This is a genomic window from Streptomyces sp. NBC_01471, from assembly GCF_041438865.1.
In the GTDB taxonomy this organism is placed as follows: domain Bacteria; phylum Actinomycetota; class Actinomycetes; order Streptomycetales; family Streptomycetaceae; genus Streptomyces.
In genome coordinates this window covers 2,469,147-2,493,922 of sequence record NZ_CP109450.1, presented here as the reverse complement: position 1 = coordinate 2,493,922, position 24,776 = coordinate 2,469,147, and the positions used below count along the sequence as shown (strand labels likewise).

Sequence of the window (24,776 nt, the reverse complement as noted above, 5' to 3'; positions counted from 1 at the left end):
GCGGACGGGTCTCAGCGCCCCAGGTACCGCGGCTTCGTCTTGCCGACGAAGGCCTCCACCGCGATGAGGTGGTCCTCCGACGCGCCGGCGCGCGTCTGGAGTTCGTCCTCCTTCTCCAGCGCGTCGCGGAGCGGATGGCCCGCCCCGTAGGCGAGGGACTCCTTGATCGCCGCGTACGCGACCGTCGGGCCCTCGGCCAGTGCCCGGGCCACGGCCAGCGCCTCCGACGCGAGATCGGCCTCCGGTACGAGCTTGTTGGCGATGCCCAGGTCGTACGCCTCCTGCGCACCGAACGAGCGCGGGAACAGCAGCAGATCGGCCGCGCGGCTCTGGCCGATCAGCCGGGGCAGCGTCCAGGAGACGCCCGAGTCCGCGGTGAGCGCGACACCCGCGAACGACGTGGTGAATTTCGCGGTGTCGGCCACGACCCGGTAGTCGGCGGCGAGCGCGAACCCGAGGCCGGCTCCCGCGGCGACGCCGTTGACCCCGGCGACGACCGGCTTCGGCATCTCCGTGAGGGCCCGCACGATCGGGTTGTAGTGCTCCCGCACGGTGGACATGGTGCGCCCGGTGCCCGCCTCGCGGTCCGCCGTCAGCGAGGAGACGTGCTCCTTGAGGTCCTGCCCGACGCAGAAGGCACGCCCGGTGGCGGTGAGCAGGACGGCCCGTACGTCCGAGGCCGCCGCCGCGGTCTGGACCGCGTCGCGCAGGGCGGCCTTCGCCTCGGTGTTCATCGCGTTCATCGAGTCGGGACGGTTGATGGTGACCGTCGCGAGTCCGTCGGTCACCTCGTAGAGCACGGTGTCCGCCATGGGGCCCTCCACTGCTGGGTGTCGGCTGCTGATGGGTGCTGATTCGTCGTCCGCAGCTCAGCATGCCGGAGATCATCGGCGGCGAACATGTGACCTGCGTCAAACAATGCTGGTCAAGAATGGTGGACGAGGCGGCGCAGTATCGCAGGGGGAACGCCGAATTGAGTGGTTTTGAGGAAGTGCGTTGCGGAAGCGATGCAGACCGATGTTGGTCATCGGGTCCTGGGATGCGGGATAATGGCTGGGAAGCAATATGTTCGATGCCGGTGACACCTGGGTTGTCGGCTGCGATGAGCTGGTTTCAGGAAGGGGAACGAGCATGGCGGCCATGAAGCCGCGGACGGGCGACGGCCCGCTCGAGGTGACCAAGGAGGGGCGGGGCATCGTCATGCGCGTTCCGCTCGAAGGCGGCGGACGACTTGTTGTCGAGCTGACTCCGGACGAGGCCGATGCACTCGGCGACGCGCTGAAGAAGGTCGTCGGCTGACGCGGACGCCCCCCATTGTTCTCTCCACTGCCCCGGCTCCGGCCGGGGCAGTGGTGTTTCACAGCGGTGTTCAGCGGTAGCGGTGTTCAGCGGTGACGCCCGGCAGAGGTGTTCCGCGGGGCAGGCGGCTGTGCGCTCAGCCCAGACGTACGGCGCAGAGCAGCCCGTCACCGACCGGGAGGAGCGAGGGCAGCAGCTCCTGGCTCTCGCGCACGGTGCGCAGCAGGTCACGCAGGTGCAGCACTTCGGCGGGCTGTGCGGCGGAGTCGACCGTGCGGCCGTCCGCGAAGACCCCCTCGAAACACACCAGTCCGCCGGGCCGCAGCAGGCGCAACGATTCAGCGAGCACGTCCAGTGACTCCAGCCGGTCGCCGTCGCAGAACACGAGGTCGTACCCGCCGTCCGCGAGGCGCGGCAGTACGTCGAGGGCCCGGCCGGGGATGAAGCGCGACCGGTTCGCGGCGAAGCCGGCGGAGCGGAAGGCCTGACGGGCGAAGCCCTGGCGCTCGGGCTCCGGGTCGACGGTGGTCAGCACGCCGTCCGGCCGCATGCCCTGGAGCAGGTAGATGCCCGATACGCCGGTCCCCGTACCGATTTCGGCCACCGCTTTGGCGTCGGTGGTGGCGGCGAGCAGCCGCAGTGCCGCACCGGTGCCGGGCGAGACCGAGGGCAGGCCGGAGTCGCGGGCCCGGTCGCGGGCCCAGCGCAGGGCTTCGTCCTCGGCGACAAACGCGTCGGCGAAGGCCCAGCTCGTCTGCCGGTTGGCGGTAATGGCCCTCTCCTGTCCCCGTAGTTGGCGCACTCGTGACTGTATCCGCTGCGCCCGGGAACCCGCAGATGGGACCGGGCGTTGTAGGAGGGCAGGGGGGATGCGGATGTACGAGGATTCCGGCAATCAGTCTTATCCGGAGCTAACGGGCGAGGTGGCTATGGTAGGGGCTCTACTGGACACCACCAGAGCCGACAGGGGAGGTGCGGCTGCGCCTGTGGATCGGGGAGGAGTGCTGCGGCGCTTTCTCAGGTCGGCGGGTGAGCCGAAATCCGTGACCGACATTGCTGACAGCTCCAGCGCTGCTGACTCGGTACAGACCGCGACTTTCGCCTCAGACGCGGACGCGCAGACATGGACTCCGCCCTCGTGGGAGGAGATCGTCAGCACGCACAGCGGCCGGGTCTACCGGCTCGCCTACCGCCTGACCGGCAACCAGCATGACGCCGAGGACCTCACCCAGGAAGTCTTCGTCCGCGTCTTCCGCTCGCTGTCGACGTACACGCCGGGCACGTTCGAGGGCTGGCTGCACCGCATCACCACCAACCTCTTCCTGGACATGGTCCGCCGCAAGCAGCGGATCCGCTTCGACGCCCTCGGGGACGACGCGGCAGAGCGGCTGCCGAGCCGTGAGCCGTCACCGCAGCAGGTCTTCCACGACACGCACTTCGACGCGGACGTCCAGCAGGCGCTGGACACCCTGGCACCGGAGTTCCGTGCGGCAGTCGTCCTCTGTGACATCGAGGGGCTGTCGTACGAGGAGATCGCCGCGACGCTGGGCGTCAAGCTCGGCACCGTCCGCAGCAGGATCCACCGTGGCCGCTCCCACCTGCGCAAGGCACTCAAGCACCGTTCGCCCGAGGCCCGTCGCGCCGAGCAGCGCGCGCTGGCCGGGGTGGCACCCGGCCTGGATGGAGAGGATGGGACCGCGTGAGTGGATCCAGTCCGACCCCGGCCGAACAGCACCTCGGGGACCGGCTCGCCGCGCTGGTCGACGGTGAGCTGAAGCACGACGCCCGCGAGCGGGTCCTCGCGCACCTGGCCACCTGTGCGAAGTGCAAGACCGAGGCCGACGCGCAGCGCCGGCTGAAAAGCGTCTTCGCCGAGACCGCGCCCCCGCCGCCCTCCGAAGGGCTGCTCGCCCGCCTCCAGGGACTGCCCGCCGGGCCCGGCAGCGGCGAAGAGGGCCGGCGCGGACCGTTCGGCGGCCGCTTCGCCGACGAGTTCTTCGGGGCCGCCCGGTCGTCGGACGGGCGCCCGTCCGACGACCGGATCGACACCTTCGGCTATGTGCCCGCGGGACCGCACGCCACCACGATCCCGGACGGTGGCCCGGCCGGCGGATTTCGGATCCACCCCGTGGGCCGGAGCGATCAGGAGCGGTCGGCCTGGCGCGGCCGGCGATTCGCGTTCGCGGCCGCCAGCGCGGTCTCGCTGGCCGCCATCGCGCTGGGCGGCACGCTGCCGTTCGACGGCACGGGCGAATCCCCGGCGCACACCGACGGGCCGCCCAACAACGTGACGCCGATGAGCGTCACGGACCCCGTCGGCATCGGCGCGGATCCGCACCGGCGGCGCACCGGCGACGGCGCCCGGCTGAACCACGGCGGACGGCCCCCGGTCCTGCCCACCGCCTTCGGCGGGCGGCACGCGGCGGCCGCACCCGACGCCCGTGCGAGCAGGCAGTCGCTGTACTCGCTGACGACCCCGCTGGTCACTGTCTCGTCGCTGTCCGCCGTCCGTCCCCCGCTGGCCGCCAACCCGCCTGCCGAGCCCGCACAGCCGAGCCCGACGACCACGCCGCCACCGGTCCCGCTCGCCGCTCCGGACCCCTCGGGCCTGCCGACTTCCGCCCTGCACTGAGCGGGCTCCGCCCCTCTCTGGAAACCTGGCTGAATCCCTGACAGGCTGCCCGCCACAGGGCTCGCGGAGCACAGGGCACGCGGAGCGTGGGGCAGGTGCGGGGAGAGCATGGACGACGGGAGGCCCACCGGGCCGGACGCCAACGGGTGGAGCAGGCCCACCCCGCCACGTACGGCGGCCCGTCCCACACCGGAACCTCCCGCGCCGTTGAGCCCCGCGCCGTTGAGCCCCGAGCCGTTGAGCCCCGCGCCCGAAAATCCAGGGCCGCCGTCCCAGCCCCCCGAACCCCCGGCACCTGCGCGGACCCCGGCGAGCGGCACCCAGGCAGCGCACCTGACAGGTGAAGCCCCTGCCGGTCGTCCACGGGCCCTGCACGACCCCGACCCCTACGGCACCCCGCCCTGCGGTGGTCCGGGCCCCTGGGCCCCCGCACCGCCCGTCCAGCAGTCCCCCCAGTGGCTGCGATACGACCCGTGGGGCACGCCCCCGTCACCGCCTTCGCCGCCCGTCCGGGAGGCGATCGGGGAAAAGGGACACCGGCGTCGAGCGGTCGTGGTCATGGTGGTCGTCGCGCTGGTCACCGGTGTCATCGGTGGCGGCCTGGGCGCGTACTCCGTGCTGAACGGCTCGTTCTCGGACGTACGGCTCCCGCAGGCAGGCAGGGAGAGCCCCGCCCGCGCGCCGGGCACCGTGGCGGGGATCGCCGCGAGCGCGCTGCCCAGCGTGGTCACCCTGCATGTCAGGGGAGGCGACGAGGCGGACACCGGTACCGGTTTCGTCCTCGACCGCGAGGGGCGCATCCTCACCAACAACCACGTGGTCGAACCCGCTGGTTCCGCCGGCGACATCACCGTCACGTTCAGCGGCGGTGAGAGCGCCAAAGCCCGGGTCGTCGGCAGGGACAGCGGCTACGACCTGGCCGTGGTCCAGGTCACCGGGGTGTCCGGACTCACCCCGCTGCCGCTGGGCAACTCCGACAACGTGCAGGTCGGCGACCCGGTCGTCGCCATCGGCGCCCCCTTCGACCTCGCGGACACGGTGACCTCCGGCATCATCAGCGCCAAGGACCGCCCGATCACGTCCGGCGGCGGGAAGAACGACGGCAGCGACGTCAGCTATGTCGACGCGCTCCAGACCGACGCCCCGATCAACCCGGGCAACTCGGGCGGCCCGCTCGTCGACAGCAAGGCCCGGGTCATCGGCATCAACAGCGCCATCCGCGCCGCCGACGACAGCTCGGACACCGAGGGCGGCCAGGGCGGCCAGGGCGGCTCGATCGGGCTCGGGTTCGCCATCCCCATCAACCAGGCGAAGCGCGTCGCCGAGGAACTGATCAACAACGGCAGGGCCGCCCACCCCGTGATCGGTGTCACACTCGACATGAAGTACGCGGGCGACGGCGCCCGGGTGGCGGCCCGGGCGAACGACGGCGGCCCGGCCGTGGCACCGGGGGGCCCGGGGGCCGCCGCGGGCATCGAGCCGGGGGACATCGTCACAGGTGTGGACGGTGAACAGGTGCACAGCGCGCAGGATCTGATCGTCAGGATCCGGGCACACCGGCCGGGCGACAGACTCGCTCTCACCGTCCGCAGGGACGGCCGCGTCCGGCCTGTGACCTTGTCTCTTGGATCAGCCGACGGCACATGAAAGACCGGTGGAAGGTACCGTCCGGGCACCTTCGCCGGGTACCGTGGTCGGGGCCCGGACCACACCCCCGACCTGCGGGCCGCGGAGAACACCAGGAGCAAAAGTGTTCAATGACGTAGGCCCCCTCGAGATCGTGACGCTCGTGGTGCTCGCCGTGATTGTTTTCGGCCCGGACAAGCTGCCGAAGGTCATCCAGGACGTCACCCGCACGATCCGGAAGATCCGCGAGTTCTCCGAGAGCGCCAAGGAGGACATCCGCACCGAGCTCGGCCCCGAGTTCAAGGACTTCGAGTTCGAGGACCTGAACCCCAAGACGTTCGTGCGCAAGCAGCTCATGGACGGCAGTGACGAGCTGGGGCTCAAGGAGATCCGCAGCAGCTTCGATCTGAAGAAGGAGATCTCCGAGATCACCGACGTCGTGAACGGCAGGTCGAGCACCGCCGATGACGACACGGAGACCGCGGCCGAGATCGCCCCGGGTAGCGCCAATGGCTCATCGACAGGCCCGGACCTGTTGAAGAAGACCGGCCCTGACCTGCAGAAGAAGAGTGTGACGGTCGACACCGAAGAGCGTCCGCCGTTCGACGCCGACGCCACCTGAGTATTCTCCATCTGTCCGGCAGTGAGGGCGCCCGTGGGGGTGGGCCGCTTCGGACGCTGAGGATCGAGGAGGCGGCCGGCACATGGAGACGACGAGTCGGACAGGGACCCACACGGTCGACGACTATCTGAGGGCGCCCTTTTCCTGGTACGGACTGGACGAGGCGTTCACCGGCCCGCGGCGGCTGATGCAGGTGGGCGTCGCAGCGGACGGCACGGTCCAGCACGGCTCGCTGGGACACGGTGACGAGCCCGCTGTGAGACCGGACGCAGAACCTGAGAAGGAACACTTCGCCGCCGTGGTGACCATCGCGTCCAGCCCCGTGCGGCGCAGCGGAGACGGTACGGGCGTGCTGGAGGCCACCACGGTCTCCTCCGCGGCCTGGCTCGCGGGGTCCGGCCTGCTGGCGTGCACCTGGCCCGTGCAGCTGGACCACACCCTGCGTGACGACTGGCTGGACCAGCAGACCGAGGCCGCGTTCGAGCTCGCGGACGACCTGTCCGGCCCGGAGTGGTCGGAGCTGACGCTGCCGGTGGACGGCGTACCGACGCCGTTCTCCTACCGCGAGACGGAGTTCGGCTGGGTACTGGCCGGGGCCACCGAGACCGGGGTGCACCTCGGGGCGTACGGGCGCGGGATGAGTGCGTACGGGCTGGGCTTCGCCGTGGCCAAGGACATCACCGCGTACGTGTGACGACGCGACGCGGCGACAGCCGCGCCGTGCACCACAGCAGCACTCACCCCCGGGAGGCGGCCGCCGCGGCGGACCGCCCCCTGGGGGTGCCGTGTGTCGCTAGAACTTGTTGCGCGGGGTGACCCCGAGCGACATGCCCGCCAGACCGCGCTGACGGCTGCTCAGCTTGTCCGCGATGGCGCGCAGCGCGGTGCCCGCCGGGGAGCCCGGGTCGGTCAGTACGACGGGCTTGCCCTCGTCGCCGCCCTCGCGCAGCCGTACGTCGATCGGGATGGAGCCGAGCACCGGCACGGTCGCCCCGGTGGTCTTCGTCAGGCCCTCGGCGACCTTCTGCCCGCCGCCCGTACCGAAGACGTCGACCATCTCGTCGCAGTGCGGGCAGGGCAGGCCCGACATGTTCTCGACGACACCGACGATCTTCTGGTGCGTCTGCACGGCGATGGAGCCGGCCCGCTCGGCCACCTCGGCCGCGGCCTGCTGCGGGGTGGTGACCACCAGGATCTCGGCGTTCGGCACCAGCTGCGCCACCGAGATCGCGATGTCGCCGGTCCCCGGCGGCAGGTCCAGCAGGAGCACGTCGAGGTCGCCCCAGTAGACGTCCGCCAGGAACTGCTGGAGTGCGCGGTGCAGCATCGGGCCGCGCCACACCACCGGGGCGTTGCCCGGGGTGAACATGCCGATCGAGATGACCTTCACGCCGTGCGCCGACGGCGGCATGATCATGTTCTCGACCTGGGTGGGGTGACCGTACGCGCCGAGCATCCGCGGCACGCTGTGCCCGTAGATGTCCGCGTCGACCACGCCGACCTTCAGCCCGTCGGCGGCCAGCGCGGCGGCCAGGTTGACCGTCACCGACGACTTGCCGACGCCGCCCTTCCCGGACGCGACCGCGTACACCCGGGTCAGCGAGCCGGGCTTGGCGAAGGGCACCTCGCGCTCGGCGTTGCCCCCGCGCAGCGAGGTCGCGAGCTCCTTGCGCTGCTCGTCGCTCATCACGTCCAGCTCGACGCTGACCGCTGTCACCCCCTCGACGCGGGCGACCGCGTCGGTGACGTTGGTGGTGATGGTCTCGCGCATCGGGCAGCCGGAGACGGTGAGGTAGACCGTGACAGCGACCGCCCCGTCCGCTCCGATGTCGACCGATTTGACCATGCCGAGTTCGGTGATCGGACGGTGGATCTCGGGGTCGTTCACTGTCGCCAGTGCTTCACGCACCGCGTCTTCCATAGCCATGCGTCGATGGTACGGCGCCCACGGCGGGGCCGGGAAAGAGCGGTCAGCGGTCGGCTTCGTCACTTTCTCGCGGGAATACCTGCCGCCGCTCCGCCATGTCCTTCACCAGGTCCTGGAGTTCGGACCGGATCCAGTCACGGGTGGCGACCTCGCCGAGGCCCATCCGGAGCGCGGCGATCTCCCGGGTGAGGTACTCGGTGTCGGCGATGGAGCGTTCGTTCTGGTGGCGGTCCTGTTCGAGATTGACCCGGTCCCGGTCGTCCTGGCGGTTCTGCGCGAGGAGGATCAGCGGGGCCGCGTACGAGGCCTGGAGCGAGAGCACCAGGGTCAGGAAGATGAAGGGGAACGGGTCGAAGCGCAGCGCGTGCGGGGCCCAGGTGTTCCACACCACCCAGATGACGATGACGACCGTCATCCAGACGATGAACCGCCCGGTCCCCAGGAACCGCGCGACCCGCTCCGATGTCCGCCCGAAGGACTCCGGGTCGTACTCCGGCAGCCAGCGCCGCTTCGGCGCGAGCGGCTGGTCGAGACGGCCCCGGGACGTCGGCTCAGCGGTCATCGGCGGCCTCCGCCGGGTGCTCGTCCGGGCCGGCCCGGCCCTCGTCCTCATCGGGCCGGCCGTCGTCGGCCTGCCGGTCGTCGGGCACACCGGACTCCTGGTGGAAGTCGGTCTCGCGCCAGTCGCTCGGCAGCAGGTGGTCGAGCACGTCGTCGACGGTGACCACCCCGAGCAGCGAGCCGCTCGCGTCCACGACGGGCGCCGCGAGCAGGTTGTACGCGGCGAGATAGCTGGTCAGCACCGGCAGCGTGGCCTGCGGCGGCAGCGGCGGGAGGTCGCTGTCCACGATCGCGCCGACCAGCGTGAACGGCGGATCGCGCAGCAGCCGCTGGAAGTGCACCGCGCCCAGGTACTTCCCGGTCGGCGTCTCGTCCGGCGGCCTGCACACGTACACCTGCGCGGCCAGCGCGGGGGAGAGGTCCTCCTTGCGTACGCGGGCCAGCGCGTCGGCGATCGTCGCGTCCGGGCGCAGCACGATCGGCTCGGTCGTCATCAGCCCGCCCGCGGTCCGCTCCTCGTAGGAGAGCAGCCGCCGCACATCGGCCGCGTCGTCCGGCCGCATCAGGGTCAGCAGCCGCTCCTTGTCCTCCTCGGGCAGCTCGCTCAGCAGGTCGGCCGCGTCGTCCGGGTCCATCGCCTCCAGGACGTCGGCCGCGCGCTCCTCCTGGAGCTTGCCGAGGATCTCCACCTGGTCGTCCTCGGGCAGTTCCTCCAGCACGTCGGCGAGCCGGTCGTCGTCGAGGGCGGCGGCCACCTCCGCCCGGCGCTTGGGCGACAGATGGTGCATCACATTGGCGAGGTCGGCCGGGCGCAGCTCCTCGAAGGTGGCGACCAGGCTCTCCGCGCCCTGCCCCTCCTCCTCCAGCGAGAAACCGGTGACCCCCGACCACTCGACCGTCAGCGTCTCGCCCTTGCGCCGCAGCGCGCCGCCCTTCCCCTTCCGTACGAAGACCTTGTCGATCTCCCAGTCACGGCGGGCCGGCAGCTGCTGGACGGACACGTCGAGGACGGTCACCTGCTCGTCCGTCCCGGTCAGCCGCACCCGCCGGTCGAGCAGCTCGCCGAGGACCAGCCGCTCGGTGGGGCGCTGTTCGAAGCGGCGCACATTGACCACTCCGGTGGTGATGACCTGTCCCGACTCGATACCGGTGACCCGGGTCATGGGCAGGAAGATCCGGCGGCGGCCGACCACCTCGACGACCAGCCCGAGCAGCCGGGGCGGGCGGGTCCCGACCCGCAGCATCGCGACGAGGTCGCGGACCCGGCCCACCTGGTCGCCGTTCGGGTCGAACACGGAGACTCCGGCGAGGTGCGAGACGAAGATCCGGGGGACGCCTGCCGCCATCCGCGCCTCCTCTTCGTACGCTCCGTACGGCGCCCGTTTCGTGCTGTTGCGGCGCCTTGTTCGGGCTTCACGTTAGCCCGTCCCGTTCCGTGCCGCCCCGGCAGCGGGTCCGGATGGCTCTCCGCCTGCCGTGCGGGCGACACGGGTACGCTGCGGTCTCCTGGTGAGGACACTCGTATGAGAGGCAGTGCGTACGTGGCTGCATTTCCCCTGGCCGCCCGGGCCCGCAGGGCAGGACTCGCGGGCGCACTGTGCGCCGCTCTGGCGGTGTCGCTCGCGGCCTGCGGCGGCGACCCCGACGCGGGGACCAACGGCGTCGCCAAGCTCTCCGCGAAGGAGATCGAGACAAAGGCGCGCGCGGCGGCGGACGCGGCCAAGGCGGTGACCCTCGCCGGCACGCTGATCGGCAAGGGCGGCTCGTACCAGCTGGACATGCGCCTCAACGCGGACGGCGGCACCGGCTCCGTCACCTCGAAGAGCAGTACGTTCGCGCTGCTGCGGATCGGCGACGCGCTCTATGTGAAGGCCGGGGCGGGCTTCTGGAAGCAGGCCGACAGCAAGGACGGGGCCGGTGCCGCCGGCAAGCTCGACGACAAGTACGTCAAGGTGCCCAAGAGCGACCCGGCATACGACCAGTTCCGCGGGTTCACCGACATGCACGCGCTGCTCGACGGGCTGCTGGGGCTGCACGGCTCACTGGGCAAGGGGGACCGGACCAAGGTCGGCGGCGTCCCGGCGATCCAGGTCACCGGCGGAGACGGGCAGGGCGGCAGCCTCGACGTGTCGCTGAAGGGGACCCCGTATCCGCTGCGGTTCGAACGGGCGGGCGGCGCGGGCACGCTCCAGCTGACGGAGTGGAACAGCAACGTCACGCTGGTGCCGCCGGGCAAGGGTGACACCGTGGACTACGGGCACCAGCTGCCCACGTCATAGCCCCGGGCCCCGCTCACCGGCGGCGCTTGCGCCTGAGCAGCAGCTTCGGGAGGCCCGCCGGGATCTCCTCACGGGTCGTCGCCGGTGTCGGCAGGGGGACGGCGGCGAGTGATCCGTCCGGCAGCTCCGTGCTCGCCTCGCGCGGCACGAGCCGCAGCACCCGGCACTCCCGCGCCCAGCGCTCCACCATCGCCTCGCCGTCCGGGGCGTTCAGCCGCTTGCCCCTGAGCTCGGCGACGGCCGCCTCCCACGCCTCCGAGCGGGGCGTGAGCTCCGCCGTCACCGCGGTCCAGGCGACCAGCCGGCCGCCCTTGTCCTTGCTGCGCACCGTGACCTCGGCCGCCGCGCCGTCGGCCAGCCCCGGCAGCGGCTGCTCCCCGGGGCCGTCCCCGACGAGCAGCGCGGCGCCGTCGTGCCAGACGTGCCAGAGCGCCCGCACCGGGCCGGTGCCCCGCACCCAGATGAGGCCGGACTTCTTCGTGGCCTCCTCGACGAGGGCCCGGTCGAGCAAGGTCTGTGTCATGCGCCCAGGGTAAGGGCCGCCCCGCGCCGGTATCCGGGCGCCGGCCTTCAGAGCCAGCCGTTCCGCTTCAGGGTGCGGTGGATGCCCACACACAGGGCCAGGATCCCCACCATCACCATGGGGTAGCCGTACCGCCAGTGGAGCTCCGGCATGTGCTCGAAGTTCATGCCGTACACGCCCGTGATCATCGTGGGTACGGCGATGATGGCCGCCCACGCGGTGATCTTGCGCATGTCCTCGTTCTGGGCGACCGTCGCCTGCGCCAGGTTCGCCTGGAGGATCGAGTTCAGCAGGTCGTCGAAGCCGACGACCTGCTCCTGGACCCGCGCCAGGTGGTCGGCCACATCGCGGAAGTACTTCTGGATGTCCGGGTCGACCAGCCGCATCGGCCGCTCGCTGAGCTGCTGCATCGGGCGCAGCAGTGGCGAGACGGCCCGCTTGAACTCCAGCACCTCACGCTTCAGCTGGTAGATGCGACCCGCGTCGGTGCCGCGCGACGTCCCCTTCGCGGGCTCGGAGAAGACATCGATCTCGACCTCGTCGATGTCGTCCTGAACGGCGGACGCGACCGCCAGATAGCCGTCGACCACCTGGTCGGCGATGGCGTGCAGGACGGCGGACGGGCCCTTGGCGAGCAGCTCCGCGTCCTCCTGGAGCCGGTGGCGCAGGGCGCGCAGCGAGCCCTGGCCGCCGTGCCGGACGGTGATGACGAAGTCCCGTCCGGTGAAGCACATCACCTCGCCGGTCTCGACCACCTCGCTGGTGGAGGTGAGTTCGGCGTGCTCGACGTAGTGGATGGTCTTGAAGACGGTGAAGAGGGTGTCGTCGTACCGTTCCAGCTTCGGCCGCTGGTGTGCGTGCACCGCGTCCTCGACCGCGAGCGGGTGCAGCCCGAACTCGGCCGCGATACCGGAGAATTCCTCCTCGGTCGGCTCATGGAGCCCGATCCAGGTGAAACCGCCGGACTCGTCGGCGCGCTTCAGTGCCTCGCGCGGCGTCAGGCACTTCTTGCCCGCTTCACGTACGCCGTCCCGGTAGACCGCGCAGTCCACGACCGCGCTGCTGGCCGAAGGGTCGCGGGTGGGGTCGTAATTGCTGTGCGCGGAGCTGCTCTTGCGCAGGGAGGGACGGACCGCTGCGCGCAGGTCACGGATCATCGACATGGCGGGGCTCCTTCACGGAGAGGCCGTCGGCGGGGCGTGGCACTGCCCGGAATGGGGGCGTATCGAGGTGTTGGTCTCATACGTCCGCAAAGCGGGCGGAACCGCGGCGTCGCGGTGACGGCGTTCGCTACAGACACGGATCAGACAGAAGCGAGGTGCTCTTCCGGCGTGCGAAATGCCATGAGACTCAGGAGGTTTCCCGGTGTGGCGGCCGGGTATGCAGGGTCTCGGGTCACAGAGAACGCGTAAAACGCGCGGAAGAGCGGCTTGTACTGCACGGTCGACTCGGATCTCGATCCATCGCAGTCCCACCTCCTCCGGCCGGTCCCCCGTGGGGGACAATGATGCTGCCCTGACCAGCGGCCAAGACTATCAGCCGGCTGAAGCGTCAAGCCCCCACTTTGCCTGTTCGATACGCGCTCTATGCTCGGGCCCATGGCAGATGTTCTCGCTCTGGTCGAAGCCCGGCTGCGCTCAGCGCTGGGTGAGCCGGACGCCCGCGCGGCCGTGACGTTCCTCGGCACGGACCGGATCGAGGTGCTGCGCTTCGTGGATGCCCGGGATCCGTCCGTCGTCCGCTACGCCACGCTCGGGATGTCCGCGTACCCGATGTCCGACCCCACGGCCACCCTCGCCGACCCGGTGCAGGGGCCGCGTGCGGAGCTGGTCCTCTCGGTGCGCGCCGGGCTCGCCGACACCGACAAGGTGCTCCGCCCGCTCGCCGTACTGGCCGCGTCACCCCAGGTCGAAGGGGTCATCGTGGCCCCGGGCGCCTCGCTCGACCTCGGTGAACCGCTGTGGGGCGGTGCTCCGTTCAGCTCGGTGCTGGTGGCCGAGCCCGGCGGGCTCGTCGAGGACCTGGAGCTGGACGCGCCGCTGGACCCGGTCCGCTTCCTGCCCCTGCTGCCGATGACGGACAACGAGGCGGCGTGGAAGCGGGTGCACGGGGCCGGGGAACTCCAGGAGCGCTGGCTGGCACGCGGTACGGACCTGCGCGATCCGCTGCGCAGGTCCGTACCGCTGGACTGATCCGGCGGATCGGGCCCAGTAGGTCCGTCCGATGTCGTCCGGTCCACGGTCCACGGTCCGCTGTTCGATGCCGTCCGGTCCGGTCCGGCAGTCCGTCCGGTTCAGTTCACGAAGGCGGACACGCCGTCCTCGGTCGCGTGGGCCGGTTCCAGCTCCTCCGCCTCGTGGGTGAGCGCCGCCCGCCGTACCCACACGACCAGCGCACCGACCACCGCGGCTGCCGCGGCCACCACGAAGGGGATGTGGATGTCGGTCCAGCTCTCGATGTGCGGGGCGAGGAAGGGCGCCGCGGCCGCGGCGAACCAGCGGACGAAGTTGTAGCCCGCACTCGCGACCGGGCGGGGCGCGTCCGAGACGCCGAGCGCCAGCTCCGTGTAGACGGTGTTGTTGAGGCCGATGAAGGCACCGGACAGGATCGTGCAGACGATGGCCGTCGTGTGGCTGCCGTAGCCGAGTACCACCAGGTCGGCGGCGAGCAGCACCAGTGAGGCGCCCAGCACCTTGAGGGTGCCGAAGCGCTTCTGGAGCCGGGGCGCCACGAGCACGGAGAACACCGCGAGCAGCAGGCCCCAGCCGAAGAAGACCGCTCCCGACTTGTACGGGGTCATGTTCAGCACGAACGGCGTGAAGGCCAGCACCGTGAAGAACGCGTAGTTGTAGAAGAAGGCCGATCCCGCCACCGAGGCCAGCCCGCCGTGGCCGAGCGCCCTGATGGGGTCGAGCAGCGAGGTCTTCCTGGCCGGCTTGGGCTGTTCCTTGAGCAGGAACGAGATACAGATGAAGCCGATGGCCATGAGGGCCGCGGTGCCGAAGAACGGGTAGCGCCAGCTGGCGTTGCCGAGCAGCGCGCCGACCAGTGGTCCGCAGGCCATCCCGAGGCCGAGCGCGGACTCGTACAGCAGGATCGCGGCGGCGCTGCCGCCCGCCGCGGCGCCGACGATGACAGCGAGCGCGGTGGAGACGAAGAGCGCGTTGCCCAGCCCCCAGCCGGCCCGGAATCCGACCAGTTCACCGACGGAGCCCGAGGTGCCCGAGAGGGCGGCGAAGACCACGACCAGGGCGAGTCCGGCCAGCAGGGTCTTCTTGCCGCCGATCCGGCTGGAGACCCAGCCGGTGACCAGCATCGCGACGGCGGTGATCAGGAAGTAGGAGGTGAAGAGCAGCGAGACCTGGCTCGGTGTCGCCTGCAGGCCCTTGGCGATGGACGGCAGGATCGGGTCGACGAGCCCGATCCCCATGAAGGCCACGACCGAAGCACCCGCCGTGGCCCAGACGGCCATCGGCTGGCGCAGGATGCTGCCGGCCCCTTCGTCGAACGGATCCTTTCCTGGCATGGGACGCCCTCACTCTCGGTTGGACCCTGGCGCTCGATCACCGCACCAGGTCGTTGCGTTATACACACAATAAGTTAGTGAGGCTAATAAGTGCAACATGCATCTAGTTTTGGGCGGACGGACGGCGGGACGGGCGGCGGACGGGTGATCGTCGCTTGACGTGGTGACGGCCGGGGAGGACCGTTGGGAGGTATGAGGGGCGAACCCAGTTGCCCGAAGTGTGGCGGCCGGGTCAGGGCACCCGGCCTCTTCGCCGACGCGTGGCAGTGTGACGCGCACGGCGTGATCCATCCGCTGCAGCCTGCGGTCCCGCCCAGCGTCGAGGCGCTGGAGGTGGTCGCCCACCGCGCGCGGGTGCCCGTCTGGATGCCGTGGCCGCTCCCTGTCGGCTGGCTCTTCACCGGGGTGGTCAGCGCGGGCGACGACCGCAGCGGAGGCCGCGCCACCGCCGTCGCCTGCTCGGGGCCCGGCCCGCTCGAAGGCCCGGGGGAGCTGCTGCTGGTGGCCGAGGAGCTGGGCGTCGGACTGGGCGCGCGGTACGCGGGCATCGAGGGCCCCGACCCCGGCCGGTACATCGACGTCGGCAAACCCCCGCAGGCCAAGGTGCTCGCCGCGGGCCGCCCCACTCCGCTCTGGCGCATCGAGTCCCCGGGCGACCGCGCGGTCTTCGCGGGCGAGGCGCGCGGGCTCTGGCTGTGGGCCATTCTCTGGCCCGAGCAGTCGGGGCTGCTGATGTACGACGAGCTGGTCCTGACGGACCTGCGGGACGTGGGCACGGAAGTGGAACTGCTGCCGTGCGGGGCGCTCTCGCCGCGCATCCTGGGCTGAGCCGCTTCCCGGGCCGAGCCGCACACGCTGGGCCGACGTGCTTGCTGGGCCGCGCCCCGTCGGTGAGCCCGTCCTTCACGGCGCGCAGGCCGGCGGTGCGATGCGGTGACGAGGTGAGGCGCCGCGGCCGGCTGGGGAGGACACCGCGCCGCCGACCAGGACCCGGGCCGGGGACCTCCGTACGCCGGTTACCCTTGAACGTCCCCCCATGGACGGTCCCCCCCCTACGTCCCCGAGCCCCGGAGTCCCGCGTCGTGCGCATCGATCTGCACACCCACTCCACGGCCTCGGACGGTACGGACACCCCGGCCGAGCTGATGCGCAACGCGTCCGCCGCCGGACTCGACGTCATCGCCCTCACCGACCACGACTCGACCCGCGGCCACGCCGAGGCCCGCGCGGCGCTGCCCGCGGGGCTGACCCTCGTCACGGGCGCCGAACTCTCCTGCCGTCTCGGCGGCACCGGGGAGAGCGACGGCGTCGGCCTGCACATGCTCGCGTACCTCTTCGACCCCGACGAGCCGGAGTTCCTGCGCGAGCGCGAACTCGTACGGGACGACCGTGTCCCGCGGGCCCGCACCATGGTCCGCAAACTCCAGGAGCTGGGCGTCCCGATCACCTGGGAGCAGGTGGCGCGCATCGCGGGTGACGCCTCGCTGGGCCGGCCGCACATCGCCGCCGCCCTGGTGGACCTGGGGGTCGTGGAGACCGTCTCCGACGCCTTCACCGCCGAGTGGCTGGCCGACGGCGGACGCGCGTACGCCGGGAAGCACGAACTCGACCCCTTCACCGCGATCCGGCTGGTCAAGCAGGCCGGCGGTGTCACCGTCCTCGCCCACCCGCAGGCCGTCAAGCGGGGCAGGGTGGTGCCCGAGCCGGCGATAGCGGATCTGGCCGACTGCGGCCTCGACGGCATCGAGGTCGACCACATGGACCACGACGAACCCACCCGCGCCAGGCTGCGCGGGCTCGCGGCCGACCTGGGGCTGCTGGTCACGGGCTCCAGCGACTATCACGGGAGCCGGAAATTCGTGGACCTCGGGGCGTGTACGACGCATCCCGAGATCTACGGCGAGATCACCCGGCGCGCGACCGGGGCGTTCCCGGTGCCGGGCGCCGGCGGACACTCCGCCTAGGTCCTGTCCGGCCGACAGGACCCGGCACCGCGCCGCCCGCCGCCGGACCGTATGCGGGTCCGGTGCCCGGTGCCGCCTGCCCGCTCCCGTTCTGTCACCTTCCGGTGTGCCGCGTTCCGGCGGCGCCCCCTCCGGTGCCACTCCGTACCGGCCCGTGTCCGCGCTCCGGTGCCACCTTCCCCGCTCAATCTCTCCACGCAAGCAAGGCCCTCACTGTGTTCGACGTCGCCGTTTTCGGATCCCTCTTTGTCACGCTTTTCGTGATCATGGACCCCCCTGGGATCACCCCGATCTTCCTCGCCCTCACCGCGGGCCGTCCCGCCAAGGTCCAGCGCCGGATGGCCGGTCAAGCGGTGGCGGTGGCCCTCGGGGTGATCACCGTCTTCGGCCTGCTGGGCCAGCAGATCCTGGACTACCTGCATGTCTCCGTACCGGCGCTGATGATCGCCGGCGGGCTGCTCCTGCTGCTCATCGCGCTCGATCTGCTCACGGGCAAGACCGACGAGCCGACGCAGACGAAGGACGTCAACGTGGCCCTCGTGCCGCTGGGCATGCCGCTGCTGGCGGGGCCCGGTGCGATCGTCTCGGTGATCCTGGCGGTGCAGCACGCGTCCACCGCGACGCAGCAGGTGTCGGTGTGGGCCGCGATCGTCGCCATGCACGTGGTGCTCTGGGTGACCATGCGGTACTCGCTGCTGATCATCCGGGTCATCAAGGACGGCGGTGTGGTGCTCGTGACCCGGCTCGCCGGAATGATGCTGTCCGCGATCGCGGTGCAGCAGATCATCAACGGCGTCACCCAGGTCATCAGGGCCGGCTGAGCGCTCCCGCCGGTCGGACAGGGCCTGGTGGCCGGAACGCACAGCGCCCCCGTGCATCTGCACGGGGGCGCTACCTCTGGAAAATCTTCCGGTGTTACGAGGCCGACGATTCGGCCGGGCGGATGTAGATGCGCTGGCCGATTGCGGCGGCCTGCTGCACGATCCGGTTGACGGAGGCGGCGTCTACGACGGTGCTGTCCATGGCGGAGCCATCCACATCATCGAGTCGCATGATTTCGAAGCGCAAGGCTTCTCCCTTCGTCTGATCCTCCTGCTAGGAGAACTACTGGTGCGGGCTCCATCAGTCTCGTCCCGCGCTGAGTCCGGACGGTTGCCCGTCCGTTAAGAGGTGATTGCGTGATTAGCGTGCAACACGTTCCGTAGGTGACAACGAGTTGCTTCCGGCAAACATTCCCTACGCTAAATAAATTTTTCGCGAGCCTAACGACCGATGGGTCGGGCCGCAGGTTGTGCTCACTCCGTGACGCCACAGAGAATGAACCCCGTATGAACGATCCAGAGATCAGCGCCCAGCTGGAGCGCACCAACGCGCTCCTCCAGCGCGTGCTGTCCGAGGTGTCCAAGACACCCTCCACGCACGCGATCTTCGTCGACGCCGGATATGTCTATGCTGCCGCCGGTCTGCTGGTCACCGGCAATGAGGACCGCAGATCGTTCGACCTGGACGCGGAGGGCCTGATCGAGGCGTTCATCGACAAGGCGCGGACCATCTTCGCGGACAGCAGGCTGCTCCGGGTGTACTGGTACGACGGGGCCCGCCGCCGTATCCACACCCCCGAGCAGCAGTCCATCGCCGAGCTGCCGGACGTCAAGGTCCGCCTCGGCAACCTGAACGCCAACAACCAGCAGAAGGGCGTCGACTCCCTGATCCGCACGGATCTGGAATCGCTCGCCAGGCACCGCGCGATCAGCGATGCCGCGCTGGTCGGCGGCGACGAGGACCTCGTCTCCGCCGTCGAGGCCGCCCAGGGGTACGGGGCGCGCGTCCACCTGTGGGGCATCGAGGCGGGAGAGGGCCGCAACCAGGCCGAGCCGCTGCTCTGGGAGGTCGACAGCCAGCGGACCTTCGACCTGGAGTTCTGGAAGCCGTACGTGGGCCGCCGCCCGGTCACGGTGTACGAGGACGCGACGCCCCCGCCGTCCCGTGAGGACGTCCGCTTCATCGGTGCGCAGATCGCGGCGACCTGGCTCTCCGAGCGCGGCCGCCAGACCCTGGCCGAGCTGCTGCCCGGGCGCCCCTATCTGCCCGGGCCGGTGGACCAGGATCTGCTGGTCGACGCGGAACGGCTGCTCCAGCGCTCGCTGCGCGGCCACGGCGACCTGCGGCGGGCGCTGCGGGACGGCTTCTGGAACCACCTCCAGTCGCAGTACTGAAGAACGAGCCGCGGTGTGCGGGGCGTTCAGTCCTCCTGTGCGTCCCAGAACGCGGTCAGCGCCTCGGCCGTCCGCCGGGGCCGGTCGGTGTTGGGGGAGTGCTCGGCGCCCGCGATGACGCTCCGTACCGCCCCGAGCCGTACGGCCATCTCGTCCAGCAGCGGTACCGGCCAGGTGTCGTCCCGCTCGCCCGACACGACATGCCGGGCGAGTGGCAGGGCGGCAAGCTCGTCCACCCGGTCGGGCTCGGTCGCCAACTGCCGCCCGGTTGCTATGAGCTGGGCCGGATTGTGCATCAACCAGCGCCGCCGGAGGGCGGGTTCGTCCCCGGCGTCGGCGTCCTGCGGCGGACCCATCGCCCGCATCGCCTCCCACACCTGCTCCATGCCCAGCTTGGTGAGCGCGGTGGTCAGCAGCTTGATCTTCCGCTGCTGGGCGGTGGTGACTTCTGCGGGGCCGGACGAGATCAGCGTCAGGGACGCGAAGGGCGACGGGTCGAGCAGCACCGCCGCACGGGCGATCTGGCCGCCGAGCGAGTGCCCGACCAGATGGACGGGCGTGCCGACCGCCGCCGCCTGGGCCAGTACATCCCGGGCCAACTCCCCCTGCGCGTAGGCCTCTTGGTCGTCGAGCCCGGGGGTCTCGTACTGCCCGCGCCCGTCGACGGCGACCACGCGGTAGCCCGCGGCGGCGAGTGGCTGGAGCATCGCGGTGAAGTCCTCCTTGCTCCCGGTGAACCCGGGGAGCAGGAGGGCGGTGGGCCTGGGGCCTGCGGCTGCGGGACCGGCGGCAGGAGCCACCAGGGACGCGAAGGTGCCGCGGGAGGTCCGCAGAGGGGCGGAGTGCGTGCCGGGGGGCGGCGTGAAGGTGAGGGGCCTGCTCATGCCCTGAGGCTAACGTCTCCGGCGGCGGTGGAGAGGAGCGGAGCACGTGGGCCGGACACACCGGTGGCCCGGACCCTGTCAGCAGGATCCGGGCCACCGGGTGTCGCTGGTCTCAGCGCTTGGTTCAGCTCTCGGGCTGTGCCGCCTTCGGCGCCCGCGTGCGGCGGCGCCTCGGCTTGGCCTCGGCCGCCGTCTCGGGCTCGGCCGCCACGGCCGCGGGAACCTCGGCCTCGGCTGCCTTCGCGCCGGTGGCCTTGGCGGTCCGGGTCCGGGTCCGCTTCGGCTTGACCTCGGCAGGGGCCTCGGCCGGCGGTGCGGCCGGAGCGACCACCGCTGCCTCGGCCACCGCGGTCTGCGTGTCCGCGCTGCTCGACCGCGTACGACGGCGGCGGCGCGGTGCGCGTACCTCGTCGGTGCCGTCGGCCCGGTCCGCCGGGGCGGACTGCTCGGTCACGGCCTCCGCGGCGGGTGCGGCGGCGCCGGACTCGGTGAGCGGTGCGCCGTTGCGGGTGCGCCTGCGCTGGCGGGGCGCACGCGGGGCGCGCTCCTCCTTCACGGCGGGCGCGGGCACCGACGCCTTGCGGCCGCGGCCGCCGGTCTCGCCCAGGTCCTCGACCGCCTCGGCGCCGAGCCCGGCGCGCGTGCGGTCCGCGCGCGGCAGGACGCCCTTCGTGCCGGTGGGGATGGACAGCAGCTCGTAGAGGTGCGCCGAGGTGGAGTAGGTCTCCTCCGGCTCGTCGAACGGCAGGTCCAGCGCCTTGTTGATCAGCTTCCAGCGGGGGATGTCGTCCCAGTCGACCAGGGTGATCGCCGTACCCGACTTCCCCGCGCGGCCGGTGCGGCCGATGCGGTGCAGATACGTCTTCTCGTCCTCGGGGGACTGGTAGTTGATGACGTGCGTCACATCGTCGACGTCGATACCGCGGGCGGCGACGTCGGTGCAGACGAGAACGTCGATCTTGCCGTTGCGGAAGGCGCGCAGCGCCTGCTCGCGGGCGCCCTGGCCGAGGTCGCCGTGGACGGCGCCCGAGGAGAAGCCGCGGGTGGCGAGCTGCTCGGCGATGTCGGCGGCCGTCCGCTTCGTACGGCAGAAGATCATCGCCAGACCGCGGCCCTCCGCCTGGAGGATGCGCGAGACGAGCTCGGGCTTGTCCATGGAGTGGGCGCGGAAGATGTGCTGCGTGATGTTCGCGACCGTCTGGCCCTCGCCGTCGGGCGAGGTGGCGCGGATGTGGGTGGGCTGCGACATGTAGCGCCGGGCCAGACCGATGACCGCGCCGGGCATGGTCGCCGAGAACAGCATGGTCTGGCGCTTCGCCGGCAGCATGTTCATGATGCGCTCGACGTCGGGGAGGAAGCCCAGGTCCAGCATCTCGTCGGCCTCGTCCAGAACGAGCGCGCGGACGTGGCCGAGGTTGAGCTTCTTCTGGCCCGCGAGGTCGAGCAGCCGGCCCGGGGTGCCGACGATGATGTCGACGCCCTTCTTGAGCGCTTCGACCTGCGGCTCGTAGGCCCGGCCGCCGTAGATGGCGAGCACCCGGACGTTACGGACCTTGCCGGCGGTCTGGAGGTCGTTGGTGACCTGCTGGCACAGCTCGCGGGTGGGGACGACGACGAGCGCCTGGGGGGCGTCGGTCAGCTGGTCGGGCCTGGCCCGGCCCGCCTCGACGTCCGCCGGGACGGTGACGCGCTCCAGGAGCGGCAGCCCGAAGCCGAGCGTCTTGCCGGTGCCGGTCTTGGCCTGGCCGATGACGTCGGAGCCGGAGAGCGCGACGGGGAGCGTCATCTCCTGGATGGGGAAGGGGGACGTGATGCCGACGGCTTCAAGGGCTTCGGCGGTCTCGGTGAGAATACCGAGGTCTCGGAACGTAGTCAGGGTGCTGCCTCTTCTGTGAGACGCGGACCGAGGCGAACAAGGGGGTCGTACCGTGCCGACTGGCGCGGGACCACTGCCTTCGCTCAAGCGCTCGTGCCGCTGAGGGGGCCCCTCACATCTAATTGGTGAGGGCGGTCAGGTGGAGCCGATCGGGCCACCGACCGGGCATCCTCATTCGGATGACCCGCCGAACATGCTGAACATTCGGCAGGCGCATTACCACTGTACCCCCAAATCGCGCAGGTGCGTTGGGTGAATTCATGAGGAGACCAAGGCCACAGTGGTTTTCCATACCCGCAGGGGCCTCTCCCGGCGCCCTGATTCCCCCCGGTCACAGGGGTTCCACGCGCTCCTCACCAGGGGTGCACGCACGCCGCACTCTCCGCCCGCCGGGACCGTGCTCGGCAATTCGTCCCCGGCGAACGGAGCGCTATTGTGCGGTCCATGCAGACGCCTGACACCGCCAAGGAACAGACCGGTATCGCCGCGCAGAACTGGGACACGGCGTCGGCCGACCCGAGGTACCACGCCGCGGTCGTGGACCTGCTCGGCGCACTCGCGTACGGCGAACTGGCGGCCTTCGAGCGCCTCGCCGAGGATGCCAAGCTCGCGCCGACGCTGGGTGACAAGGCGGCGCTGGCGAAGATGGCGTCCGCCGAGTTCTCCCACTTCGAGCGGCTGTCCGAGCGGCTGGCCGCGATCGACGTGGAGCCGACGGCATCCATGGAGCCGTTCGCCCAGGCCCTGGACGACTTCCACCGCCAGACCGCGCCGTCGGACTGGCTGGAGGGCCTGGTCAAGGCATACGTCGGCGACTCGATCGCGAGTGACTTCTACCGTGAGGTCGCGGCCCGGCTGGACTCCGACACCCGCGAACTGGTGCTCGGCGTGCTCGACGACACCGGCCACGGCAACTTCGCCGTCGAGAAGGTCCGCGCGGCGATCGAGGCGGAGCCCCGGGTCGGCGGCCGCCTGGCGCTGTGGGCGCGACGGCTGATGGGCGAGGCACTGAGCCAGGCCCAGCGGGTGGTGGCCGACCGGGACGCGCTCTCCACCATGCTGGTGGGCGGCGTCGCCGACGGCTTCGACCTCGCGGAGGTCGGCCGGATGTTCAGCAGGATCACCGAGGCGCACACCAAGCGGATGGCCGCACTGGGCCTGGCCGCATAACGGCCACCGTCGCACCCGCGCACCGCGCTTCCGGGGCGTGGCCGGCTCCGGGCGGCGGCCGTGGTGCGGGCTACACCGCCGCCGACCGCCGGATCCGGTGGACGGGACGCAGCAGCAGGGAGAGCACCACCGCTCCGATCACCACCGCGCCCAGCAGGACGACCGTGCCGTGTCCGGGGCCGAGTGCCGAGCGGGTGAGGAAGGCGCCGAACAGGGCGCCGACCGGGCCGGTCGCCAGGACCACGTGCCGGGACGGCAGGCGGGTGGGCAGTTTCCGTGTCGCGTACCAGGCCAGCGCCAGGCCGAGCAGTACTGATGCGAGGGCTTCCCAGAGCATGTTTTCCCTTCCGCGAGCCGCTGTGAGCCAGCTGTGAGCTGACTGGTCCTTTACTGATGTCGGTCTTACCCGGTGACCGCGGAACGCAATCCTGGGCGCCGCCGGACCACACGCACGGGAACGGCCCGGCGGTCGTGTTGACCGCCGGGCCGTTCCCGTCGTTCGTCCTGCTGTTGTGCCGCCTGCGGAGCCCTGGCTACAGAGCGCCGAACCCGACCCGGCGGGTCGCGGGCTCACCGAGCTCCACGTACGCGATGCGGTCGGCAGGTACCAGGACCTTGCGGCCCTTGTCGTCCGTGAGGCTGAGCAGCTGCGCCTTGCCGGCCAGCGCGTCGGCAACCGAGCGCTCGACCTCCTCGGCGGACTGCCCGCTCTCCAGAACGATCTCCCGGGGTGCGTGCTGAACCCCGATCTTGACCTCCACGGTTATGTCCCTCCGACGGTCGTGCGGTGCGCGGTCAGCCGCGCCGTACGCAGCACACATTAGCCGGGCCCGGCGGCCCGCAGGACGTCAGCACCGCACGCCCGCAGCGAACAGCCCCCGGTCCGGATATCCGTGCGGACCGGCCAGGATCAGCTCTGGTCGCTGCCGTGCAGCGGGAACCCGGCGATGCCGCGCCAGGCCAGCGAGGTGAGCAGTTGCACCGCCGTGTCGCGCGGGATGCCGGACTCGCTGGAGAGCCAGTAGCGGGCCACCACCTGGGAGACACCGCCGAGCCCCACGGCCAGCAGCATCGACTCGTCCTTGGAGAGCCCGGTGTCGCCCGCGATGACGTCCGAGATCGCCTCGGCGCACTGGAGCGACACCCGGTCGACGCGCTCGCGCACGGCGGGCTCGTTCGTCAGGTCGGACTCGAAGACCAGCCGGAACGCGCCGCCCTCGTCCTGGACGTACGCGAAGTAGGCGTCCATCGTCGCCGCCACGCGCAGTTTGTTGTCCGTGGTCGACGCCAGGGCCGTACGGACCGCCTGGAGCAGCGACTCGCAGTGCTGGTCCAGCAGGGCCAGGTAAAGATCGAGCTTGCCCGGGAAGTGCTGGTAGAGCACGGGCTTGCTGACACCGGCGCGCTCGGCGATGTCGTCCATCGCCGCAGAGTGGTACCCCTGCGCGACAAAGACCTCCTGGGCGGCGCCCAGCAGCTGATTCCGTCGTGCGCGGCGCGGCAGCCGCGTACCCCGCGGACGTGCTGCCTCGGTCTGCTCGATGGCTGTCACGCCGCCTCCCAATGATTGAACAAGCTCAGTTGAACAAGCACACGCTGGTGCGTCGCTGCCCGCCATCGTACTTTTGGGTAACCCGGCTGTGTGTGGTGTGGACGCAGAATTTCACGGAC

General features: G+C 71.0%; 27 protein-coding genes. 13 read left to right on the top strand and 14 right to left on the bottom strand.

Annotated elements, in window-relative coordinates:
- Positions 1–11 precede the first annotated feature (11 nt).
- Positions 12–812, bottom strand: coding sequence for an enoyl-CoA hydratase-related protein (locus tag OG285_RS10720; RefSeq protein ID WP_356827315.1), 801 nt, complete (start codon positions 810–812; stop codon positions 12–14).
- Positions 813–1,131: 319 nt separating this feature from the next.
- Between OG285_RS10720 and OG285_RS10715 the strand changes: the two genes are divergently transcribed.
- Positions 1,132–1,299, top strand: coding sequence for a DUF3117 domain-containing protein (locus tag OG285_RS10715; protein ID WP_003966491.1), 168 nt, complete (start codon positions 1,132–1,134; stop codon positions 1,297–1,299).
- 136 nt (positions 1,300–1,435) lie between these two features.
- Here the strand turns inward: OG285_RS10715 and OG285_RS10710 are convergent, their stop codons facing one another.
- Complete coding sequence (locus OG285_RS10710) at positions 1,436–2,101, bottom strand: O-methyltransferase (RefSeq protein WP_356827314.1); 666 nt, start codon at positions 2,099–2,101, stop codon at positions 1,436–1,438.
- 127 nt (positions 2,102–2,228) lie between these two features.
- Between OG285_RS10710 and sigE the strand changes: the two genes are divergently transcribed.
- From sigE to OG285_RS10685, 5 genes are all read left to right on the top strand, one after another.
- The gene (gene sigE, locus OG285_RS10705) at positions 2,229–3,002 is read left to right on the top strand and encodes an RNA polymerase sigma factor SigE (protein WP_356827313.1); all 774 of its coding nucleotides are present in this window, start codon (positions 2,229–2,231) and stop codon (positions 3,000–3,002) included.
- The gene (locus tag OG285_RS10700) at positions 2,999–3,931 is read left to right on the top strand and encodes an anti-sigma factor (protein ID WP_371790835.1); all 933 of its coding nucleotides are present in this window, start codon (positions 2,999–3,001) and stop codon (positions 3,929–3,931) included. Before sigE ends, OG285_RS10700 begins: the two co-directional genes overlap by 4 nt.
- Before the next feature lie 108 nt (positions 3,932–4,039).
- Positions 4,040–5,578, top strand: a complete 1,539-nt coding sequence (locus tag OG285_RS10695) for a S1C family serine protease (protein WP_371790834.1) — start codon at positions 4,040–4,042, stop codon at positions 5,576–5,578.
- A gap of 103 nt (positions 5,579–5,681) precedes the next feature.
- Positions 5,682–6,179, top strand: a complete 498-nt coding sequence (locus tag OG285_RS10690; protein WP_356827310.1) for a sec-independent translocase — start codon at positions 5,682–5,684, stop codon at positions 6,177–6,179.
- Between the two features lie 82 nt (positions 6,180–6,261).
- Positions 6,262–6,873 (top strand): hypothetical protein, encoded by a 612-nt coding sequence (locus OG285_RS10685; protein ID WP_356827309.1) that lies wholly within the window; start codon positions 6,262–6,264, stop codon positions 6,871–6,873.
- A 99-nt stretch (positions 6,874–6,972) separates the two neighbouring features.
- Here the strand turns inward: OG285_RS10685 and OG285_RS10680 are convergent, their stop codons facing one another.
- The 3 genes from OG285_RS10680 to OG285_RS10670 are packed head-to-tail and all read right to left on the bottom strand — an operon-like array spanning position 6,973 to position 10,013.
- Positions 6,973–8,106: an Mrp/NBP35 family ATP-binding protein gene (locus tag OG285_RS10680; protein WP_371790833.1), complete on the bottom strand. Its 1,134-nt coding sequence runs from the start codon at positions 8,104–8,106 to the stop codon at positions 6,973–6,975.
- Between the two features lie 43 nt (positions 8,107–8,149).
- Positions 8,150–8,719, bottom strand: coding sequence for a DUF1003 domain-containing protein (locus OG285_RS10675; RefSeq protein WP_371790832.1), 570 nt, complete (start codon positions 8,717–8,719; stop codon positions 8,150–8,152).
- The gene (locus tag OG285_RS10670; RefSeq protein ID WP_356827306.1) at positions 8,658–10,013 is read right to left on the bottom strand and encodes a magnesium transporter MgtE N-terminal domain-containing protein; all 1,356 of its coding nucleotides are present in this window, start codon (positions 10,011–10,013) and stop codon (positions 8,658–8,660) included. Before OG285_RS10670 ends, OG285_RS10675 begins: the two co-directional genes overlap by 62 nt.
- Before the next feature lie 195 nt (positions 10,014–10,208).
- On the opposite strand from OG285_RS10670, the gene OG285_RS10665 reads away from it, so the two are divergent.
- Positions 10,209–10,946, top strand: coding sequence for a hypothetical protein (locus tag OG285_RS10665; RefSeq protein WP_356827305.1), 738 nt, complete (start codon positions 10,209–10,211; stop codon positions 10,944–10,946).
- Positions 10,947–10,959: 13 nt separating this feature from the next.
- On the opposite strand, the gene OG285_RS10660 is transcribed toward OG285_RS10665, so the two are convergent.
- Together OG285_RS10660 and OG285_RS10655 are read right to left on the bottom strand one after the other, a co-directional pair.
- Positions 10,960–11,469, bottom strand: a complete 510-nt coding sequence (locus tag OG285_RS10660; protein ID WP_356827304.1) for a hypothetical protein — start codon at positions 11,467–11,469, stop codon at positions 10,960–10,962.
- Between the two features lie 47 nt (positions 11,470–11,516).
- On the bottom strand, positions 11,517–12,632 hold the full coding sequence (locus OG285_RS10655; RefSeq protein ID WP_356827303.1) for a magnesium and cobalt transport protein CorA: 1,116 nt from the start codon (positions 12,630–12,632) through the stop codon (positions 11,517–11,519).
- A gap of 435 nt (positions 12,633–13,067) precedes the next feature.
- Between OG285_RS10655 and OG285_RS10650 the strand changes: the two genes are divergently transcribed.
- Positions 13,068–13,661, top strand: a complete 594-nt coding sequence (locus tag OG285_RS10650) for a suppressor of fused domain protein (protein ID WP_356827302.1) — start codon at positions 13,068–13,070, stop codon at positions 13,659–13,661.
- Between the two features lie 101 nt (positions 13,662–13,762).
- On the opposite strand, the gene OG285_RS10645 is transcribed toward OG285_RS10650, so the two are convergent.
- Positions 13,763–14,995, bottom strand: coding sequence for an MFS transporter (locus OG285_RS10645; protein WP_356827301.1), 1,233 nt, complete (start codon positions 14,993–14,995; stop codon positions 13,763–13,765).
- A 192-nt stretch (positions 14,996–15,187) separates the two neighbouring features.
- Here OG285_RS10645 and OG285_RS10640 point away from each other — a divergent pair, with 192 nt between their 5' ends.
- From OG285_RS10640 to OG285_RS10630, 3 genes are all read left to right on the top strand, one after another.
- Positions 15,188–15,823 carry a DUF6758 family protein gene (locus tag OG285_RS10640; protein WP_356827300.1) on the top strand — a complete coding sequence of 212 codons (636 nt, stop codon included), beginning with the start codon at positions 15,188–15,190 and terminating at the stop codon, positions 15,821–15,823.
- Positions 15,824–16,077: 254 nt separating this feature from the next.
- Complete coding sequence (locus OG285_RS10635; RefSeq protein ID WP_356827299.1) at positions 16,078–16,959, top strand: PHP domain-containing protein; 882 nt, start codon at positions 16,078–16,080, stop codon at positions 16,957–16,959.
- 215 nt (positions 16,960–17,174) lie between these two features.
- Positions 17,175–17,780 (top strand): MarC family protein, encoded by a 606-nt coding sequence (locus OG285_RS10630; RefSeq protein WP_371790831.1) that lies wholly within the window; start codon positions 17,175–17,177, stop codon positions 17,778–17,780.
- A 94-nt stretch (positions 17,781–17,874) separates the two neighbouring features.
- Here OG285_RS10630 and OG285_RS10625 read toward each other — a convergent pair whose 3' ends face one another.
- A complete protein-coding gene (locus tag OG285_RS10625; RefSeq protein ID WP_266853372.1) occupies positions 17,875–18,027 on the bottom strand; it encodes a hypothetical protein in 153 nt (50 codons plus the stop codon).
- Positions 18,028–18,287: 260 nt separating this feature from the next.
- Between OG285_RS10625 and OG285_RS10620 the strand changes: the two genes are divergently transcribed.
- Entirely contained in the window at positions 18,288–19,175 is an 888-nt protein-coding gene (locus OG285_RS10620) for an NYN domain-containing protein (protein WP_356827297.1), read from the top strand.
- A 26-nt stretch (positions 19,176–19,201) separates the two neighbouring features.
- Here the strand turns inward: OG285_RS10620 and OG285_RS10615 are convergent, their stop codons facing one another.
- Both OG285_RS10615 and OG285_RS10610 read right to left on the bottom strand, forming a co-directional pair.
- A complete protein-coding gene (locus OG285_RS10615; protein ID WP_356827296.1) occupies positions 19,202–20,059 on the bottom strand; it encodes an alpha/beta hydrolase in 858 nt (285 codons plus the stop codon).
- A gap of 124 nt (positions 20,060–20,183) precedes the next feature.
- Entirely contained in the window at positions 20,184–21,845 is a 1,662-nt protein-coding gene (locus OG285_RS10610; protein WP_371790830.1) for a DEAD/DEAH box helicase, read from the bottom strand.
- Positions 21,846–22,379: 534 nt separating this feature from the next.
- On the opposite strand from OG285_RS10610, the gene OG285_RS10605 reads away from it, so the two are divergent.
- Positions 22,380–23,105, top strand: a complete 726-nt coding sequence (locus OG285_RS10605; protein WP_356827294.1) for a ferritin-like fold-containing protein — start codon at positions 22,380–22,382, stop codon at positions 23,103–23,105.
- Between the two features lie 70 nt (positions 23,106–23,175).
- On the opposite strand, the gene OG285_RS10600 is transcribed toward OG285_RS10605, so the two are convergent.
- The 3 genes from OG285_RS10600 to OG285_RS10590 form a co-directional block, all read right to left on the bottom strand.
- Positions 23,176–23,442, bottom strand: coding sequence for a hypothetical protein (locus OG285_RS10600; RefSeq protein ID WP_356827293.1), 267 nt, complete (start codon positions 23,440–23,442; stop codon positions 23,176–23,178).
- 196 nt (positions 23,443–23,638) lie between these two features.
- A complete protein-coding gene (locus tag OG285_RS10595; RefSeq protein ID WP_266853361.1) occupies positions 23,639–23,866 on the bottom strand; it encodes a DUF3107 domain-containing protein in 228 nt (75 codons plus the stop codon).
- 149 nt (positions 23,867–24,015) lie between these two features.
- Positions 24,016–24,657: a TetR/AcrR family transcriptional regulator gene (locus tag OG285_RS10590; protein WP_356827292.1), complete on the bottom strand. Its 642-nt coding sequence runs from the start codon at positions 24,655–24,657 to the stop codon at positions 24,016–24,018.
- Between the last annotated feature and the right edge of the window lie 119 nt (positions 24,658–24,776).